We start from the raw sequence: 18,050 nt of genomic DNA on the forward strand, positions 1-18,050 counted from the left end.
CAGCGCCAACGCCAACGCCAACGCCAACGCCAACGCCAACGCCAACGCCAACGCCAACGCCAACGCCAACGCCAACGCCAACGCCAACGCCAGCGCCTGCACCTGCACCGACGCCAACGCCTGCACCGACGCCAACGCCAACGCCAACGCCAACGCCAACGCCAACGCCAACGCCAACGCCAACGCCAACGCCAACGCCTGCACCGACGCCTGCACCGACGCCTGCACCGGCGCCGACGCCTGCACCAACGCCTGCACCAACACCCGCACCGACGCCTGCGCCGACACCGGCACCGACACCGGCACCGGCACCGGCACCGACACCGACACCGACACCTGCACCTGCACCTGCACCTGCACCTGCACCAACACCGGCGCCAACGCCTGCACCGACACCTGCGCCAGCGCCAGCGCCGGCACCGACGCCCGCGCCGACACCGGCACCAGCACCTGCGCCGACGCCCGCGCCGACGCCTGCACCGACACCTTCTCCATCATCCAGCTCAGGCGGGCAATCCGGCCAGAACGTCGTACCGCTCTATCGCCAGGAGGTTTCGCTTTACGCCGCTGTGCCTTCGATGGCGTTGGCCTACGGGCAGAACCTGATGGACAACCTGCAGGAGCGCAGCAATCAGGACGTTCAACCCGATGCCTATGAGAACGGTAGCTGGGCGCGCGTCACTGCGCTGCACGATACGCGCGACGGCGGTCCGTTCGGCATCTACGGCAACAAGGGTCCGAGCTACGGCGCCGACATGTTCACCTTGCAGGCCGGCGTGGATCTGTACCGCGGCCAGAACGACGCTGGCAGCGACGTTTCCGGCGTGTATGTCGCGCTCGGTCAGATCGCCGGCAATGTCAAGAACTTCGACGGCAGCAACGCCGGCCATAACCAGTTGCAGAACGCCACCCTCGGCACGTATTGGACGCACTTCGGGCCATCGGGCTGGTACGCGGATGCGGTGGTGCAGGGCACCGGTTACAGCGTCAAGGCCAGTTCCACGCGCATGGCGCCGCTGAAGACGGATGGCATCGGTGTCGCCGCCTCACTCGAAGGCGGCTATCCGATCCCGCTGCACAACGGCTGGGTGTTCGTGCCGCAGGCGCAACTGGTGTATCAGACCGCCTCGTTCAACGATGCTTCCGACGCTGCCTCCAGCGTGTACTTCGGCGATGCCCATTCGCTGGCCGGCCGTGTCGGCAGCGAGGTGAAGAAGAGCTGGTTCTACGGCAGCGACCCCGCGCGCCCCAAGTTGATCAGCGCCTGGCTGCGCGTCGACATGTGGCGCGAATTCATGGCCAACCCAGGCGTGTCGTTCTCCACGCCGACCACGCCGGTGACTTTCCACTCGGATCTCAAACGCTCCTGGGTGGGTCTGCGTACGGGAATCAGTTCGCAACTGGCGCGCAACGTGTTTGTGTACGGAAGCGCGGGGTATGACCGAGGCATCAATAGTCGTGACAGCGGGTATAGCGGGAAGGTGGGCGTTCGTATCAATTGGTGAGGGGCGTGGCGATAGATGCACGCATGCGAGGATCAGCCGGTAGGCTGGGATGAAATCCCAGCATCGCCATGCGTATCGAAGCTGGGATTTCATCCCAGGCTACGATTGCATTTATGGGGTGGTCATACGCGGCGCCGGCTGCGCCGATACTGGTCGAACAACACCGCCAGCAGCAGGATGCCGCCGCGGATCAGGTATTGATAGAACGTCGGCACGTTCATCAGGCTCATCACGTTTTGCACCGTGCCCATGATCAATACGCCCACGAGCACGCCCAGGATCGTCGCCACGCCGCCGGTAAGCGACACGCCGCCAAGCACGCAGGCGGAGATCACGCCAAGCTCAAGGCCCACCGAGGTCTTCGGATCGCCCAGGCTCATGCGCGAGGCGAGCATCACGCCGGCAAAGCCCGTTACCAAGCCCTGCAGCACGAACACCATGATCTTGATGCGCATCACCGGCAGGCCGGCGAGCAGCGCCGCTTCGCTGTTGCCGCCGACGGCCAGCACGTGCTTGCCGAACACCGTCTTGTTCAACAGGAAACCGAACACCACGAAGCCGGCGATATTGCTCCAGATCGGATACGAAACACCAAGGAACGAACCGCTGCCCAGCGCGAAGAAACTCTCCTGCGAAATCATCACCGCATCGCCGTTGGAGGTGAGATAGGCGAGGCCGCGCACCGCTTCCATCATGGCGAGCGTGGCGATCAGCGAGTTGACCTTGAAGCGCGCCACTAGCACGCCGTTCACCAGCCCGACCGCGCCGCCGGCGAGGATGCCCGCGACCACGCCCAGCACCACGCTATGCGATTGGGTGATGACCGTGGCTGCCACCACACCGGCGAATGCCACGATGGAGGCCACCGACAGATCGACCTCGCCCAGCGCCAGCACGAACATCATGGTGACGGCGATCGAACCGATCAGCGTGACGGACAGCAGCAGGCCCTGCATGTTTCGTGCGGTGAGAAAATCGGGCACGGTCGCAGCGAGCACCACGAACATCACGGCGAACGCCACCGCAATGCCCGAGCGGTTGACCGCCTCCCACATGCGTACGCGCACAGGCTTGGCGGGCGGCGAGGCGGCTTCGGCGGAGGGGAGTGGCTCAGGTGGCATGGCTAGGCTCATCGGTGGCTCTTCTTGAGTGCATCAGCGCGGCAGCGCCATCTTGATCAATTCGCTGGGCGTGGCGTCGGCCTTCGGGACGTTGCCCACGATGCGCCCTTGGCGCATCACGATGATGCGGTCGGCCACGCCGATCACCTCGGCCAGGTCGCTCGACACCATCAGCACGCTGCGGCCCGCTTCGGCGAGGTCATACAGCAGATGATAGATCTCCGCGCGCGCGCCCACGTCGATGCCGCGCGTCGGCTCGTCCATCAGGAACACCTCGATCTGCTCGGCCAGCCAGCGCGACAGGATTACTTTCTGCTGGTTGCCGCCGGACAAGGTGCCGATGGCGGTGTCGCCGTCGCGGGTCTTGATCGCCAGCTTGCGGATGTATTCCTGCGTTAGCGTGCGTTCGCGCCTGGCATCGAGCAGAAAACCGCCGCGGCAGAAGTGGCGGCGCGCGCTGAGGTTGAGGTTGTCGGCCACCGAGGCGATCGCGACGATGCCTTCCTTTTTGCGATCCTCGGGGCAGAGCGCAATGCCGGCGCGCACGGCATCGCGCGGGCTGGCGAAATGCACACGCTTGCCGCCGAGTTCGACATGGCCCGCGCTTGCGCGCGTGGCGCCGTAGATCAGCTTCATCAGCTCGGAGCGTCCGGCGCCCACCAGCCCGAAGAAGCCAACGATTTCGCCGCGGCGTGCGGTGAACGATGCAGGTTCGGCCAGTCCCGGCCCCAGCAAGCCTTTGGCTTCGAGCAGCACGTCGCCGGCGGGACGCGGACGGTAACCGTAGACGTCTGCGATCGGGCGGCCCACCATCGCGGTAATCAATGCGTGGCGATCGACGTTGGCCATCGATTCGAACGTCTCCACGCGCTTGCCGTCGCGAAACACGGTGACGCGGTCGCACAGCGCGTCCACTTCGTCCATGCGGTGCGTGACGTAGATGATGGCGCGCCCATCCGCGCGCAGCGCCTTGATGATGCGGAAAAGATTCTCGGTTTCGCGCGCCGACAATGAACTGGTCGGTTCGTCGAAGGCGATCACGCGCGCATCGCGCATCAAGGCCTTGCCGATCTCGATCATCTGGCGCTGGCCGATGGACAGATGCTTCACCGGCGTGCGTGGATCGACGTGTTCGCCCAGGCGTTGCAGTTCATCCACCGCACGCCGGATCAACGCGCGCTGGTCGAGCACGCCGAAGCGGTTGGGCAATTGCCCGAGCATCAGGTTGTCGGCCACCGTCAGCTCGGGCACCAGGTGCAGTTCCTGGTAGATGATCGCGATGCCGGCGTCGATCGCCGCACGCGTGTTGGCGAACTGGTGCGTCATGCCGTTCAGGCGCAGCGTGCCGGCCTGCGGCTGGTTTACGCCGGAGAGCACTTTCAGCAACGTGGATTTGCCCGCGCCGTTTTCGCCCATCAGGCCATGCACTTCGCCGGCGCGCACTTGCAGCGATACGCCATCGAGCGCACGCACGCCGGGGAAACTGACGGTGATGGCGTCGAGTTCCAGGTGGGCGGGTTGGATCGCTGCGGTGGCGTGCGTCATGGGTTCAGTTTCTGGTTTTTGCTCCCTCTCCCCATCCTTGATCAAAGACGGGGGAGAGGGTTGGGGTGAGGGGCTGGGGCTTGTAGGAAACTCATTGGGTACGTGGAGTCTTTCTTTGAATCCCGCATGCAACTATTTACTTCGCAAGATTCGCCCCTCACCGTAGCCCTCTCCCCGGAGGGGAGATGGGGCGGATGGCGGCGAGAGTCAAATCCCCAGCTCCTCCCGCACCTTTTGCCAATTCTCCCGCGTCATCAACATCCCCGTCGTCTGCGTATCCGCCGGTGGCTCCTTGCCGGTGCGAATCCAGTCCACCAGGTTCTGCGCGCTGTCCCGTCCGTGGTTGGTCGAGCTCACGGCGATGGTGCCGTAGAACCCGGTGGCCTGCTTCTTCTGGAACTCGGCAAACGCCTCGCCGGCACCGTTGATGCCGACGCCGATCACGTCTTCGGCCGGAATATGCAACTGCTCGGTCGCGCGCACGGCACCCAGCACGGTTTCCTCGTTGAGCGCGTAGATCACCCACTTCTTGATATCCGGATGCTGGGCGAGCACCGGCGAGGCAGCGTTGAAACCGCCTTCGTCGTCGGTGGTGCGCTGGGGCGCGTCGAAAATGTTGGCCTGCTTGAAACCGTTGGCGAGCAGGGTTTCGGTGGCACCGTCGGTGCGTTGCTTGGCGGTGGGCAGTTGGTCGTCGGTGATGCGCAGCGCGCCCACTTCTTCCGGCTTCCAGCCGCGGCGTTTCATTTCATCGGCAATGGCCTGGCCAACCTGGTTGCCGATCTTGAACGAGGACATGCCCAGGTGCGGGACGCCCGCCAGCGGCTTGCCGGAGCTGTCGACCAGGCGATCGTCGACCGTCACGAACTTCATGTTGTATTGCCGCGCGCGCGCCTGGATCGCCGGCCCCAGCCGCACGTCGGGCGGGCAGATCACAAAGCCCTGCGCGCCTTGCGCGCCGAGATTGTCGATGGCGGCCAGCACTTTTTCGCCGTCTGGCGTCGCGATGCTCACCACCGAGAAACCTTCCTTCTGGCCAAGCGCGGTGGCGGCTTTCTGCTCGTTGATGAACCATGCCTGCTCCGGCATCTTCACCAGGAAGCCGATCTTGAGCGGCGGCGGCGTGCGGTTGCATGCGCTCAGGCCGACCACGGTCATCGCCATCGCCGCAACCAGGGCACAAAGGGTGCGTGGGCGGATTTTGTTGATCATGTTGCAGTCTCCGGATGTAACGATGGCGTTCAGTGACCAAAAGCATCGGTCTTTACGTGCCGCCCCAGCAGGAATGCGTCGGCGACCAGGCGCAGCGGGCGTACGTCGACGTCGTAGGTCTGTTCCGTGATGAGCGCATGGAAACGTTCGTAAAGCGCCGGGTATTCGCGTTCGGCGCCAAGGGCGACCGGCGCGCCTGCAATCGTCATCCGCTTGCCGCCTTCGCTGATCGAAAGCAGGCCGTCGTCGGTGTCGACGTCGATTTCCCATTGCTCGACCGGGCCATGGCGCCAGTCGAATGCCGCGTGCACCGGGGCCCCGCTCGCGTCGATGCAATCGAGTTCGGCGGCGATCGGCGTGGCGCAATCGCTGGGAACGTGCAGCGTCGCGCTACGCAGCAACACTTCGTTGGGCAGGATTTCCGTGACGATGGAGAGCGCGTTGATGCCCGGGTCGAATACGCCGAGGCCGCCCGGTTCCCAGATCCATTGTTGTCCTGGATGCCAGCGGCGCACGTCTTCTTTCCAGCGTACGTGGACGGCGCGCACGCTGCGGTGGGCGAGCCACTCGCGCGCCGGATCGACCGCGCTGGCATGGCGCGAATGCCAGGTGGCGAACAGCGTGCGGCCAAGTTTACGCGCGAGCCCTCGCAATGCTTCCACTTCGCTCACGCCAGCGCCGGGTGGTTTTTCCAGCATCACGTGCTTGCCCGCCAGCAGTGCGGCGCGCGCTTGCGCGTAACGTACTTGCGGCGGTGCGCACAGCGAAACGGCGTCGAGTTCCGGCTCGGCGGCGAGCAGCGCGTCGAGGTCCGGATAGTTGCGCACGTGTTCGACCTGCGCATGACGGCTGGCGGCAGCGATGAGTTGGAAACCCGGATTGTTGGCGATGGCCGGCAGGTGCTGGTCGCGCGCGATCTTGCCGACGCCGACGATGCCCACGGTGTAGCACGTGTTGTTGGCTGTCATGAGCTTATTTTCCCCAACGCAGCACGAGCGGATCGAGCCGACGGGCGATGTCGATCAGTTCCGCGCGTGTATTCGGATGCATGGCGGGCAGGGGATGGCGCGGCAGTTCGCAGGCGATCACGCCACCTTCCTTCATCAGCGCCTTGCAGGCGAGCATGCCGGCCTGGCGGTTTTCGTGATTGATCAGCGGCAGCCAGCGCTGGTAGTGCGCGAACGCGTCGTCGATGCGGCCTTCGCGATGCGCCTCGATGATCGGGCGGATGCCGTCCGGATAGCCGCCACCGGTCATCGAACCGGTGGCGCCGGCATTCAAGTCCGCGAGCAGCGTGATGGCTTCCTCGCCATCCCACGGACCTTCCGCCGCGTCGCCGGCCAGGCGGATCAGCTCGCGCAGCTTGTTTGCGGCGCCGGGTGTTTCGACCTTGAAGTAGGCGACGTGTTCGATCTCGCGTGCCATGCGTGCAAGAAACGCGGCCGAGAGCACGGTGCCGCTGGCGGGTGCATCCTGGATCATGATCGGGATGTCGATGGCATCGGACACGCGCGCGTAGAACTCGTAGATCTGCGGTTCGGGCACGCGGAAGGTGGCGCCGTGATAGGGCGGCATCAGCATCACCATCGCCGCGCCTTGTTCCTGCGCGTGCTTGCTGCGCGCGGCGCTGATGGCGGTGCCGTAGTGCGTGGTGGTGACGATCACCGGCACGCGGCCGGCCACGTGTTCGAGCACGGTGCGCGTGATGAGCTCGCGTTCGTCGTCGGAGAGTGAAAACTGCTCGGAGAAGTTGGCCAGGATGCACAGGCCGTCGGAACCGGCGTCGATGATGAAATCGACGGCGCGCTTCTGGCTGGCCAGGTCGAGGTCACCGGTTTCGGTGAAGGTGGTGGGTACGACAGGGAAGATGCCGCGGTAGCGGGGTGGGCGGCGAGTCGGGGTGGTTTCTGTCATCCGGGTTCCTTTAACTGATCGCGCCAAATCTACCTTGCCGTCATTCCCGCGAAAGCGGGAATCCATTTGCTCTGATGCAAAGGCAAAGATGGATTGACCAGCTTTCGCTGTTGAAAAGCACCTCCGCTTTTGCGGGAATGACGGGCATGAGGGAAGGTGGATGTCATGGCAACTGCATAGTTCGTTACAGCCCCTTCGCCGCTTCCGGCTTCCCCGCAAACCGGCGCCGAATATGCAGCGGATTGCCATCGCGCAACGCCTCAGGCAACAGCTCGCCGGCAAGGTTCTGATAACACACCGGTCGCAGGAAACGCTCGATCGCCGCCGTGCCCACCGATGTACTGCGTCCATCCGAGGTCGCAGGGAATGGGCCGCCGTGCACGATCGCATCGCATACTTCCACGCCGGTCGGAAATCCGTTCGCCAGCACGCGGCCGGCCTTGCGCTCGATCAGCGGCAGCAGCGCACGTGCGAGTTCGGCGTCGCCGGGTTCCATGTGCAGGGTGATGGTGAGCTGGCCTTCGAGTTTGCGCAGCAGCGTGCGCAGCTCGACCACGTCCGCGCATTCGACCAGCAGGCTGCTGGGGCCGAACACTTCCTCGCCCAGCGAAAGATCGTCGAGCAGATCGCTGCCGCGCACGCGCAACAGCGCGGCCTGGGCACGACCTGGCGCCGCGGCGCCGCGGGCGAGTGTGCTCACCCGCGGATGCTGCGTGAGGCGTTCGATGCCGCGTTCATACGCCTGCAGAATACCGGCGGTAAGCATCACGCCGGCCGGCACCGCGCTGAATTCGCGCGCGGCATGCGCGGCGAAGGCATCGAAGTCGCTGCCGGCGAGGCCGAGCATCAAGCCCGGATTGGTGCAGAACTGGCCGCAGCCCAGCGTGGCCGAAGCGGTGAATTCGCGCACCAGCGTTTCGCCGCGTGCAGCCAGCGCGCCCGGCAGCAGCAGGTTGGGATTCACGCTGCTCATTTCGGCGTAGACCGGAATCGGCTCGACGCGCGCGGCTGCGAGTTTCATCAACGCCAAGCTACCCGCACGCGAGCCGGTGAAACCGACCGCGCGGATCGCCGGGTGCTTGACCAAGGCACTACCGACGTCATGCCCCGCATCGAACAGCAACGCAAACACGCCCGGTGGCAGACCGGCTGCGGCCACGGCTTTTTGCAAGGCGCGACCGATCAATTCAGAGGTGCCTGGATGCGCGGGATGCGCTTTCACCACCACCGGGCAGCCCGCTGCAAGCGCGGACGCGGTATCGCCACCCGCCACCGAGAACGCGAGCGGAAAATTGCTGGCGCCGAATACCGCGACCGGACCGACGCCGATGCGCCAGAAGCGCAAGTCGGAACGCGGCGGTTGGCGTTCGGGCAACGCAGGTTCGATGCGTGCATCGAGCGCGTCGCCGCTGCGAACGAGCGTGGCGAACATGCGCAGCTGGTTGGCGGTGCGTGCGCGTTCGCCTTCAAGACGCGCGCGAGGCAGGCCGGTTTCGGCCATCGCGCGTTCGATCAAGGCGTCGCCGAGCGCTTCGATGCGCGCGGCGCAGTCATCGAGAAAGTCTGCGCGTTGTTGCAAGGGCAGGGCGCGGTAGACGTCGAACGCTTCATCCGCCAGTTCGCACGCCACCTCGACGTCGGCGCCCGATGCGCCATGGAACACCGGCTGCGCGATGGGTTCGCTGCGCGCCGCGTCGAACGCCTGGAACGATGCCCCTTCGCCGCGGTGCGTGTTGCCTGCGATCAGCGATTCGCCCGTAAGCGGTACGGTCATGCTTCACCTCTCAATGCGAATGGCGGGGCACGGCGGTGCCGCGCTTGCCCACCAGGAAATCCAGGTCGCAGCCTTCATCGGCTTGCAGCACATGGTCGACATACAGGCGAGCATAGCCGCCTTTGCCTTGCTGTTCCGCGACACCCGGCGCGGCGGCCGGATCGATCTCGCGCAGGCGGCGCGCGAGTTCTTCGTCGCTGATGTCCAGATGCAGCCGGCCCGCTTCGCAATCCAGTTCGATCCAGTCGCCATTGCGCACCGCCGCGAGTGGCCCGCCGGCCGCCGCTTCCGGCGCCACATGCAGCACTACCGTGCCGTATGCGGTGCCGCTCATGCGCGCATCGGAAATACGCACCATGTCCTTCACGCCCTGGCGCAGCAGTTTCGGCGGCAGGCCCATGTTGCCGACCTCGGCCATGCCGGGATAACCCCGCGGGCCGCAGTTCTTCATCACCAGGATCGAATCCTTGTCGACGTCCAGCGTCTCGTCGTTGATGGCGCTCTTGTAATGATCGAAGTTCTCGAACACCACCGCGCGTCCGCGATGCTTGAGCAATTCGGGTGAGGCCGCCGACGGTTTCAGCACCGCGCCGTTGGGCGCGAGATTGCCACGCAGGATGCAGATGCCGCCATCGGCGATCAGCGGCTGGTCGAGCGGACGGATCACGTTGTCGTCGTAGATCGGCGCTTCGCGCACGTTGTCCCAGATGGACTTGCCGTTGACGGTCAGTGCATCCGGATGCGGCAGGCGCTTCGCCTCGCCCAGCCGGCGCAGCACGGCAGGCAGGCCGCCGGCGTAATAGAACTCTTCCATCAGGAAGCGGCCCGACGGCTGCAGGTCGACCAGGGTAGGGGTGTGGCGGCCGATGCGCGTCCAGTCTTCCAGTTCCAGCGGCACGCCGATGCGCCCGGCGATCGCCTTCAAATGGATCACCGCATTGGTGGAGCCGCCGATCGCCGCATTGGTGGCGATCGCATTCTCGAACGCCTCGCGCGTGAGGATCTTCGACAGCGTCAGGTCTTCCAGCGCCATCTGCACGATGCGGATGCCTGACATGTGCGCAAGCACGTAGCGACGCGCATCCACCGCCGGAATCGCGGCGTTGTGCGGCAGCGACACGCCGAGCGACTCGGCCATGCAGGCCATGGTCGAGGCCGTGCCCATGGTGTTGCAGGTGCCGGCCGAGCGCGACATGCCTGCTTCGGCGGAAAGAAAATGATGCAGGTCGATCTCGCCTGCTTTCAGCGCTTCGTGCAGGCGCCACACCGCGGTGCCCGAGCCGATGTTCTTGCCTTCGAGCTTGCCGTTGAGCATGGGGCCGCCGGTCACCACGATGGCCGGCACGTCGACGCTCGCCGCGCCCATCAACAGCGCAGGCGTGGTCTTGTCGCAACCGCACATCAGGACCACGGCGTCGATCGGGTTGCCGCGGATCGCTTCTTCCACATCCATCGAGGCGAGATTGCGCGTGAGCATCGCGGTCGGGCGCAGGTTCGATTCGCCGTTGGAGAACACCGGGAATTCGACGGGAAAACCGCCCGCTTCATACACGCCGCGCTTGACGTGCTCGGCCAGCTTGCGGAAATGCGCATTGCACGGCGTCAGTTCCGACCAGGTATTGCAGATGCCGATGATCGGCCTGCCGTCGAATTCGTGATCGGGGATGCCCTGGTTCTTCATCCAGCTTCGATACATGAAGCCGTTTTTGTCGTTGGTACCGAACCATTGTTGAGACCGCAGTTTGGGTTTGCTTGCCGGCATCGTCGGTCGTTCAGTTAGACAGGTCCGCTGCAGTCTAGGAACAAGGCTGATAACCTACCAATGAGAAATTGGACCCTTCCGATATCCGGATTGATATCAGTGCCGGTGACCAGCCCATGTTAGATACCAACCCGTGGTACGTCCGCACGCGCCTGAAGACACGGCAATTGCTGCTGGTGGTGGCGCTGGCTGAGGAAGGCAACATCCACCGCGCTGCCGCGGCGCTCAACATCACCCAGCCGGCTGCGTCCAAACTATTGCGCGAGCTGGAAGAAATGCTGCAAGCACCGTTGTTTGAGCGCATGCCGCGCGGCATGCGGCCCACGCTGTATGGCGAGGCCTTGATCCGCCACGCGCGCATGATGCTCGGCAGCCTCGACCAGGCCCAGGAGGAGCTCGCCGCGCTCAAGGCCGGGCGCCTGGGGCAGGTGGCGGTCGGCGCCATCACCTCGCCGGGCGTGCGCCTGCTGCCCGCAGCCGTGGCGGCGGTGAAGCGCATGCATGCGAACATCCGCATCATGGTCGATATCGACACCAGCAACGTGCTGCTGGAACGGCTGGCGCAAGACAAGCTCGACGTGGTGATCGGGCGCCTGTTTCCCGAGCACGACAAGCTGCGCTTGCACTATGAGCCATTCGCCAGTGAACCCGTGCATGCCGTCGTTCGGCGCGGGCATCCGCTGTCCGGCGGCAAGCCCCTGGTGCTGGCCGACGTGCAGCATGGCGCGTGGATTGTGCCACCGGCAGGAAGTGTGCTGCGGCATCGTTTCGAGCTGATGTTCCAGCGTGCGAGCCTGGCGTTGCCGTCGAATATCGTCGAGGCGTCGGCGCTGCTGTTCATTACGCGTGCGCTGGAGCAAAGCGACATGATCGCCGTGCTGGCCGAGGATGTGGCGCACTATTATGCAGCCCATGGCATGGTGGATATCCTGCCGTTGCCGATGGAATGCAAGATGGACGACTTCGGGTTGATCACGCCCGCCGAAAAAATCCTCTCTCCTGCGGTGGCGTTGATGATCGACACGCTGCGCACCGTTGGGCGTGAAGCTTACCGCCATGAGGTGTGCTGACTCGGGATGCCCGCTTAGCGCCATCAGGTTTTGCTGTGCTTCGGATGCTGCCATGCCGGCATGGCCGAGGTGACATGCTTGGGGTACGCTCCCTGCATTCAGGCTGCGGATCGCCCGCGACAACTCCGATTCATGAGCGAAGCCCCCACCACTATCCTGGTTGCCGATGACCACCCGATGTTCCGCGCGGCGGTGGTGCATGCGCTGCATGCGGCGATCCATGCATGCCGGGTGCTGGAAGCCTCCAGCCAGAGCACGCTCGAAGCCGGCCTGGCCACGACACCCGATATCGACCTGGTGCTGCTCGACCTGACCATGCCGGGTGCGATCGGTTTCTCCTCGCTGCTGTGGCTGCGCGCCGAGCGGCCCGACGTACCGGTGATCGTGATTTCCTCCGACGATCGCCCGCGTACGGTGCGCCGCGCGCAGCAGTTCGGTGCCGCCGGTTTCGTACCCAAGGCGGCTCCGGTGGAGGATTTGAGCAAGGCGGTGCAACGCGTGCTGGATGGCGGGCTATGGTTCGAGTCCACGCGTGCCGAGCGCAGCGAGCAGGACGCAGCGCTTGCTGCGCGCTTTGCGCAGCTGACGCCGCAGCAGTTCCGCGTCTTGATGCTGATGGCGGAAGGCTTGCTCAACAAACAGATTGCCGATCGGCTTGGGTTGGCCGAGAACACTGTGAAAATCCACGTGACGGCGGTGCTGTCCAAGCTCGATTGCCGCTCGCGCACGCAGGCGGCGGTGCTGGTCAAGTCGCTGGATATGGAAGAGGATGATACGGGGGTGGTGTAAGCGCCGCATATAGCGTTTGGATCCTCGGCACCCCTCTCACGGCCGTCATCGTCAAACAAGGATATCCTTATAGGTCAGCCGCTGACCGCTCGCCACTTTGCGCTGCAACGATTCCAGCGTGCTTTGGTCGCGCAGCTGGTTGGCGACGTCCTTGTGCCGTCCCAAGTCACCAGGCTGCCGTGTTGGGCCGGCGAGCGATCGTCGCCGCCGAGACTCCCCCCAACGGCCCACATGGTTGGGTCGTGTCGTGGCATTACAAAACAGGCGCGAAAGGGATGGCCATGGGAAAAATCGTATCTTGGCCAAAAGCCCTTGCAGCAAGGCTTCCGCTTGGTCAGCGCGCGACGGGTATGTACTGATGTTACGTACTGAAGTGAAGAAGCTCTATGTTTGATTTTGTCGTCGCAACGCGCCGAGCCTCACGGCTGGACGTAAATGCGCATGCAGCGGCCAAGCGAAAGTGTTACGCATGTTGTCATATCGGTTCGCAAGAAAGGTATCCGTCGATACCCTGCAAAAAGCGTCAGCTTTTGCCGACAAGATGATGCATCTCTATCGTCCTATGCTTGAAAGGCTGGTGCGGCCGGCCTTGGCCGAGCCAGCACCATCGCATGGTTGCAATGCCATGCCAGGCAGCAGCTTACGTGGTAGACGGCATGGCTTTGTTGGAGGCAAGGGACATGATGCTCAGGAGCTTTATCGAGGAAAAGTGCAAGGCCCATCGCTGGTTGGTACACCTTGGGGTGGCGGCAGGTTATGCGCTGGCTTATCTGGCTGTGGCGGGAACGCTATCGAATGCGCCCTGGCCGTTTGCGGCGGGGGAGGTGGTGCCGCTCAGCTTTCGCAGCCTCGGACACGCGAATGATTTTGGATTGGCGTGGGCACCTTCTGCCTCGATACCTCCCATTCTCCTGGCTATGCCAGTGAAGATCATGGGCGCAGCCGGGAGCAACTGCGGCGCGATTTGGCTTGCGCCGTACAAGCCGCGTTCGTTTGAATACAGCAGAAGCCCTGGCGCAGCGGCGCTACGAACCCAGCAGCAACTGCATCATCATCGCCCGCAAGCGCGGCGGTGACGGCGGCAGGTTGGTGGTGTGTACGCCGGCTTGCCGCAGTACATCGGGCAAACCCGTTTCGTCCTTGCCGAGGAATGCGACGATCGGCGGTTGATGATCGGCGCCGCGAAGCTTCAGCAGCGCCAGGATCGGCTCCCATTGGCCATCCACCAGAATCAGGTCGGGTATGGATGCTGCAGCGGCAAGTGCTTCATCAGCTTTCGCCCACTCCGACACCTTGCAACCCCAACCGCACAGCATGGCCGCCGTCTTCTGCCGCAGATGGGCGCTTTCCTGGATCAGCCATATCGTCCGGTTCTTGAGCAGCGAATCGCTGCCGTCATCGTCACCCGCCTGCACGGCGGATGCAGGCGGTTGCGCCAAGGCCACCGTCATGCCGAACACGCTGCCGCGGCCCGGCCACGAGCGCACCAGCAGCGGGTGTCCGAGCAAATGCGCAATGCGTTCCACGATGGAAAGGCCAAGCCCGGCGCTGCGCTCATCCGCGTCTACCGCGGTATCCAGGCGCCTGAATTCCTGGAAAATGATTTCGAGCCGATCTTTCGGGATGCCGATACCGGTATCCCACACCTCGACGCGCAGGGCCGGTCCGACGCGCCGGCAGCCGAGCAGGATGCGTCCTTGCGGTGTGTAGTGCAGGGCATTGGAAAGAAAATTCTGCACCGCCCGCTGCAGCAAGGCGGGGCTGCTGCGCACCCAGGCCGAGGTAGGCACGAAGGAAAGCCGCAAGCCTTTCGCCTGCGCCATGATGCCGAACTGGCCGGCCAGTTCCTGCAGCAACGGCGACAAAGCGAAAACCTGCACCTCCGGCGTGATGGCGCCGGCGTCCAGCCGGGCCAGGTCGAGCATGCTGGTGAGCTGGCTATCCAGCGCCTGCAGCGAGCGTTCGATGCGTTCCACTACGCCGGTATGCGCCGTGTCGGATTGCCTGAGGGAACCGGCGAACAGCCGCGCTGCATTCAGCGGTTGCAGCAGATCGTGCACGGCGGCGGCGACATAGCGTGTCTTGTTGCGGTTGGCACGTTCCGCCTCCGCTTTGGCGGTGCGCAGATCCTGCGTGCTGGTTTCGATGCGATGTTCGAGCGTGTGCGTCAAGGTGCGCAGTTCGCGTGCGGCCTCTTTGTACAAAGCGATATCCGCGTAGCTGGTGACGAAGCCGCCGCCCGGCAGCGGCCGGCCGCGTATTTCCAGTAGCACGCCATCGGGCCGCTCGCGCTCGACCATGTGCGGGCTGCCCTGGCGCAGGTAATTCAGGCGGCGCTGGATGGCGTCTTCGATATCGCCCGGCCCGAGCAAGCCGCGCTTGGCGTTGTAGCGAAACAGCTCTTCCACCGGCTGGCCCGCTGTCAGGAGCGAGGCCGGGTAGTCGAACAGTTCCGCATATCGGTCATTCCAGGCCACCAGCCGCAGTTGCGTGTCGATCACGCTGACGCCTTGCGGCAGGCGCGCGAGCACCTCCGGATGTCCGGCCATGGCTTGCAGCGCGGCATGCACCAGGCTGTCTTCTTCCGAACGCAATGCGCTGGCGTAATGCGAAATCAACTGCTCCAGATCGCGGCGGCTGCGCCGGTGCAATTGCGCGGCACGTACGCGCTGCTGCAAAAACAGGGCGAGCAGGAGCGCCAGCAGCCAGATCCCCAACGTGACGAGTGCGGCACGGTAGGCGGCGAGGGTGGCGGGGTGCGCATCGCTCAGCAAGTGCAGCGTCCAGGCCTGCGCGAGCAACGGCATCGATTGCCAGACTACATCGTGCGGCATGAGTGGCAGCCCGGCGTGAACCAGGCGGCCGCCCGCGCCGATGGTGGCCTGTGTATGTAGCACGGCGGGCGGCAACAGGTGGTTACCGTACTGCCGGGTGCGCGCCAGCGTGGATTCGACGTTCGGTCCCAAGGGGGTCAGCGGGCGATAGATCCAGGCCGGCTGGTTGCTTAGAAACACCACGTCGTTCGCATCGCTTAGCAGTTCGATGTCGCCGCTGCCGGCCCATTCTTTTTCGAGCGTGTCGAGCGGAATCTTGATCACGATTACGCCGATGCGCTGGCCCTTGTCGTCATGCAGCGCTTCGGAAACGAAATAGCCGGCCAGATTGGTGGTGATGCCGATGCCGTAGAACTCGCCCACGTCGTGCTGCATCGCCTGTTGGAAATAAGGGCGAAAGGCGTAGTGCAGTCCCACGTTGCTGGAAGGCTCGTTCCAGTTGCTGGCGGCGATGGCAACACCGTGGCGATCGATCAGGGTGAGCGTGGAAACGTGCGTAGCGCCATTGGCCTCCGTCAGCTTGTGGTTGAGTGCATCGACGTCGACGGCGGATGCCGGCTCGGATAAGGCTTGGCGCAGTTCCGGGTCGAGCGCCAGCACGGTCGGCAACACGCGATAGCGATCCACCAGGCGCTGCAGGGCGAGCGCACGGATCTGCAGGTGGTTCAGGGCTTGCTCGGACAGCTGCGCGAGAGCGCGTTGTTTCGCATACCAGGCGGCAGCCAAGGTGCTGGTGACGATTGCTCCAGCGAGTGCCAGCAGCAGGGCGATTTTCAGCGTTTTGGGATGGCGCATCGGCATGGAACACATGCTAATCGCAATCCGAGGCGCCTGTAGGCTGGGATGAAATCCCAGCATCGTCATGCCAACCCATGCGGGGATTTCATCCCATCTACAAAAGCGGCGCTAGCCCGAAAGTATTAGTCGCATGGTGTTATTCAACCGCGCGCCGGCCAGCGGCATGCTGTTCCCCGGGGACGACCAACAACACGCCGATGGGCATGAACCGTCGGCACGAGGCACTTTTACGGGGAGAGCTGCACATGCCGAACACCAGGTACACCATCAGCGCATTGGTGATCGCTTGCGCATTGGCCGCTTCGCCGTCCTGGGCCGGTACCGATACCGATCCGTCGGACACGCTGACGAAGTACGGCATCACGCTGTATGGCACGGTCGATGTCGGCGTGTCCTACCAGAGCCATGGCAGCGCGTTCAGCGATGCGGCCGCCACCAACGTCAACAACTTCCTGGTCAAGGCCAGCAACAAGCCGAATACATCGCTGGCTTCCAACGGCATGAGCATTTCCACCATCGGTGTGCGGGGGCGCGAACCGCTGGGCGCCGGCTGGTGGGGCATTTTCCAGGCCGACACCGGCTTTCTGCCGGCATCGATGACGCTGATCGACGGTCCGCGTTCGCTGGCAGTGAACAACGGCGTGCCGCTGACGCAGCAGAAATCGTGGGGCGATTCCTCGCGCGCCGGCCAATACTTGAATGGCCGCGCCTTTGTGGGTGTGGCGTCGCCGGGCTATGGCACGCTTACCTTCGGTCGCCAAAGCACCCTGCTCAATGACGAAGTGTGCAAATACGATCCGCTGAGTTGTTCGCTGGCCTTTTCGTATGTCGGCTTTTTCGGCGCTACCGCCGGCACCGGCGATACCGAAGACCGCGCACTCGATGGCGTGCTGAAGTACACCGTATCGCATGGCATCTTTCATGGCGGTGCGATGTACCAGTTCGGCAACGCCAGAAAAATCTCCAGTTCACCCGGCACCGCCTATCAGGTGGATCTTGGCATGACGGATGGCCCGTGGTCGGTCAATGCCGTGCTGGCGCACAAGAACGATGCCATCCTGCTTGGCACCCTCTCCGCCGGACAGGTGGACGCGCTGTATGTACCCGGTTCGTCCACCTATGGCTTGCCGGTCGGCAAGACGCTGCCGGGCACGATCTCGGATAACACGTCCTACACCTTCCTGGGCGAATACAACGCGGGCAGGGCGAAATTCTTCGGCGCCTACGAGCATATCCGCTACACCAATCCTTCTTCGCCGCTCTCGGTCGGTACGCAGACGATCGGCGGCTACTTCGTGGTGCCGAACAACGACGCCTTCCCGCGGCCGAAGATCCTGGAAGTGGCCTGGGCCGGCATGCGCTATGCGCTGACGCCATCGCTGGATGCTTTTGCGGCTTACTACCGCGCCATGCAGAGCAGCTACGGGAAAGTCTCTTGTTCGGATGGCAGTTCGCCGCTTTGCAGCGGTCATTACGACGTGTTGTCGCTGGTGCTCGACCAGCACTTCGGCCGGTTTTTCGATGTGTATGGCGGCGTGCAGTGGTCGAAGGTCTACGACGGCATGGGCAGCGGCTATCTGCAGCGGGCGTCGTTCGATCCGACGGTGGGCGTGAGGGTGGTGTTCTGAGCAAAACCTCGCAGCGTAGGTTGGCGGTGAGCGCACGCGAACCTCAACGCCGCCATGCAAACGGTGATGTTGGGGTTCGGCTACGCCTCACCGCCAAC

The 18,050-nt window shown here is 64.1% G+C and carries 13 protein-coding genes and 1 pseudogene; 5 read left to right on the forward strand and 9 right to left on the reverse strand.

Annotated elements, in window-relative coordinates:
* The coding region (locus VMA74_RS05600; protein ID WP_325365664.1) for a hypothetical protein at positions 1-498 on the reverse strand (498 nt) is incomplete at its 3' end.
* 5 nt (positions 499-503) lie between these two features.
* Between VMA74_RS05600 and VMA74_RS05605 the strand changes: the two are divergent.
* A pseudogene (locus VMA74_RS05605) lies at positions 504-1,505 on the forward strand (autotransporter outer membrane beta-barrel domain-containing protein); the annotation flags it as partial.
* Positions 1,506-1,627: 122 nt separating this feature from the next.
* Here VMA74_RS05605 and araH read toward each other — a convergent pair.
* The 7 genes from araH to VMA74_RS05640 form a co-directional block, all read right to left on the reverse strand.
* Positions 1,628-2,626: an L-arabinose ABC transporter permease AraH gene (araH, locus tag VMA74_RS05610; RefSeq protein WP_325365642.1), complete on the reverse strand. Its 999-nt coding sequence runs from the start codon at positions 2,624-2,626 to the stop codon at positions 1,628-1,630.
* Positions 2,627-2,659: 33 nt separating this feature from the next.
* Positions 2,660-4,171 carry an L-arabinose ABC transporter ATP-binding protein AraG gene (gene araG / locus VMA74_RS05615; RefSeq protein WP_325365644.1) on the reverse strand — a complete coding sequence of 504 codons (1,512 nt, stop codon included), beginning with the start codon at positions 4,169-4,171 and terminating at the stop codon, positions 2,660-2,662.
* A gap of 207 nt (positions 4,172-4,378) precedes the next feature.
* Positions 4,379-5,383: an arabinose ABC transporter substrate-binding protein gene (locus VMA74_RS05620; protein ID WP_325365646.1), complete on the reverse strand. Its 1,005-nt coding sequence runs from the start codon at positions 5,381-5,383 to the stop codon at positions 4,379-4,381.
* 29 nt (positions 5,384-5,412) lie between these two features.
* Positions 5,413-6,351 (reverse strand): Gfo/Idh/MocA family oxidoreductase, encoded by a 939-nt coding sequence (locus VMA74_RS05625; RefSeq protein ID WP_325365648.1) that lies wholly within the window; start codon positions 6,349-6,351, stop codon positions 5,413-5,415.
* A 4-nt stretch (positions 6,352-6,355) separates the two neighbouring features.
* Complete coding sequence (locus VMA74_RS05630) at positions 6,356-7,297, reverse strand: dihydrodipicolinate synthase family protein (RefSeq protein WP_325365649.1); 942 nt, start codon at positions 7,295-7,297, stop codon at positions 6,356-6,358.
* Positions 7,298-7,481: 184 nt separating this feature from the next.
* A complete protein-coding gene (locus VMA74_RS05635; protein ID WP_325365651.1) occupies positions 7,482-9,071 on the reverse strand; it encodes an aldehyde dehydrogenase (NADP(+)) in 1,590 nt (529 codons plus the stop codon).
* Between the two features lie 10 nt (positions 9,072-9,081).
* A complete protein-coding gene (locus VMA74_RS05640) occupies positions 9,082-10,833 on the reverse strand; it encodes an IlvD/Edd family dehydratase (protein WP_325365653.1) in 1,752 nt (583 codons plus the stop codon).
* Positions 10,834-10,949: 116 nt separating this feature from the next.
* On the opposite strand from VMA74_RS05640, the gene VMA74_RS05645 reads away from it, so the two are divergent.
* The 3 genes from VMA74_RS05645 to VMA74_RS05655 all read left to right on the forward strand — a co-directional run bounded on the left by VMA74_RS05645 (position 10,950) and on the right by VMA74_RS05655 (position 13,768).
* Positions 10,950-11,903: a LysR substrate-binding domain-containing protein gene (locus tag VMA74_RS05645; protein WP_325365655.1), complete on the forward strand. Its 954-nt coding sequence runs from the start codon at positions 10,950-10,952 to the stop codon at positions 11,901-11,903.
* 132 nt (positions 11,904-12,035) lie between these two features.
* Positions 12,036-12,692, forward strand: a complete 657-nt coding sequence (locus VMA74_RS05650; protein ID WP_325365657.1) for a response regulator transcription factor — start codon at positions 12,036-12,038, stop codon at positions 12,690-12,692.
* A 611-nt stretch (positions 12,693-13,303) separates the two neighbouring features.
* Entirely contained in the window at positions 13,304-13,768 is a 465-nt protein-coding gene (locus tag VMA74_RS05655) for a hypothetical protein (protein WP_325365659.1), read from the forward strand.
* Here VMA74_RS05655 and VMA74_RS05660 read toward each other — a convergent pair.
* A complete protein-coding gene (locus VMA74_RS05660; RefSeq protein WP_325365661.1) occupies positions 13,718-16,327 on the reverse strand; it encodes a sensor histidine kinase in 2,610 nt (869 codons plus the stop codon). The two genes, VMA74_RS05655 and VMA74_RS05660, sit on opposite strands and share 51 nt — an antisense overlap.
* Before the next feature lie 242 nt (positions 16,328-16,569).
* Here VMA74_RS05660 and VMA74_RS05665 point away from each other — a divergent pair, with 242 nt between their 5' ends.
* Positions 16,570-17,952, forward strand: coding sequence for a porin (locus VMA74_RS05665; RefSeq protein WP_325365663.1), 1,383 nt, complete (start codon positions 16,570-16,572; stop codon positions 17,950-17,952).
* Positions 17,953-18,050 lie beyond the last annotated feature (98 nt).

The organism is Dyella sp. (genome assembly GCF_035508675.1).
In the GTDB taxonomy this organism is placed as follows: domain Bacteria; phylum Pseudomonadota; class Gammaproteobacteria; order Xanthomonadales; family Rhodanobacteraceae; genus Dyella_B.

What these genes read in the sequence shown, in the direction of transcription:
- VMA74_RS05620 (WP_325365646.1), bottom strand. Translation starts at nt 5,383, where the DNA reads ATGATCAACAAAATCCGCCCACGCACCCTTTGTGCCCTGGTTGCGGCG.
- VMA74_RS05645 (WP_325365655.1), top strand. Translation starts at nt 10,950, where the DNA reads ATGTTAGATACCAACCCGTGGTACGTCCGCACGCGCCTGAAGACACGG.
- VMA74_RS05655 (WP_325365659.1), top strand. Translation starts at nt 13,304, where the DNA reads ATGGTTGCAATGCCATGCCAGGCAGCAGCTTACGTGGTAGACGGCATG.
- VMA74_RS05630 (WP_325365649.1), bottom strand. Translation starts at nt 7,297, where the DNA reads ATGACAGAAACCACCCCGACTCGCCGCCCACCCCGCTACCGCGGCATC.
- VMA74_RS05665 (WP_325365663.1), top strand. Translation starts at nt 16,570, where the DNA reads ATGCCGAACACCAGGTACACCATCAGCGCATTGGTGATCGCTTGCGCA.
- VMA74_RS05635 (WP_325365651.1), bottom strand. Translation starts at nt 9,071, where the DNA reads ATGACCGTACCGCTTACGGGCGAATCGCTGATCGCAGGCAACACGCAC.
- VMA74_RS05660 (WP_325365661.1), bottom strand. Translation starts at nt 16,327, where the DNA reads ATGCCGATGCGCCATCCCAAAACGCTGAAAATCGCCCTGCTGCTGGCA.
- VMA74_RS05625 (WP_325365648.1), bottom strand. Translation starts at nt 6,351, where the DNA reads ATGACAGCCAACAACACGTGCTACACCGTGGGCATCGTCGGCGTCGGC.
- araH (WP_325365642.1), bottom strand. Translation starts at nt 2,626, where the DNA reads ATGCCACCTGAGCCACTCCCCTCCGCCGAAGCCGCCTCGCCGCCCGCC.
- VMA74_RS05650 (WP_325365657.1), top strand. Translation starts at nt 12,036, where the DNA reads ATGAGCGAAGCCCCCACCACTATCCTGGTTGCCGATGACCACCCGATG.
- araG (WP_325365644.1), bottom strand. Translation starts at nt 4,171, where the DNA reads ATGACGCACGCCACCGCAGCGATCCAACCCGCCCACCTGGAACTCGAC.
- VMA74_RS05640 (WP_325365653.1), bottom strand. Translation starts at nt 10,833, where the DNA reads ATGCCGGCAAGCAAACCCAAACTGCGGTCTCAACAATGGTTCGGTACC.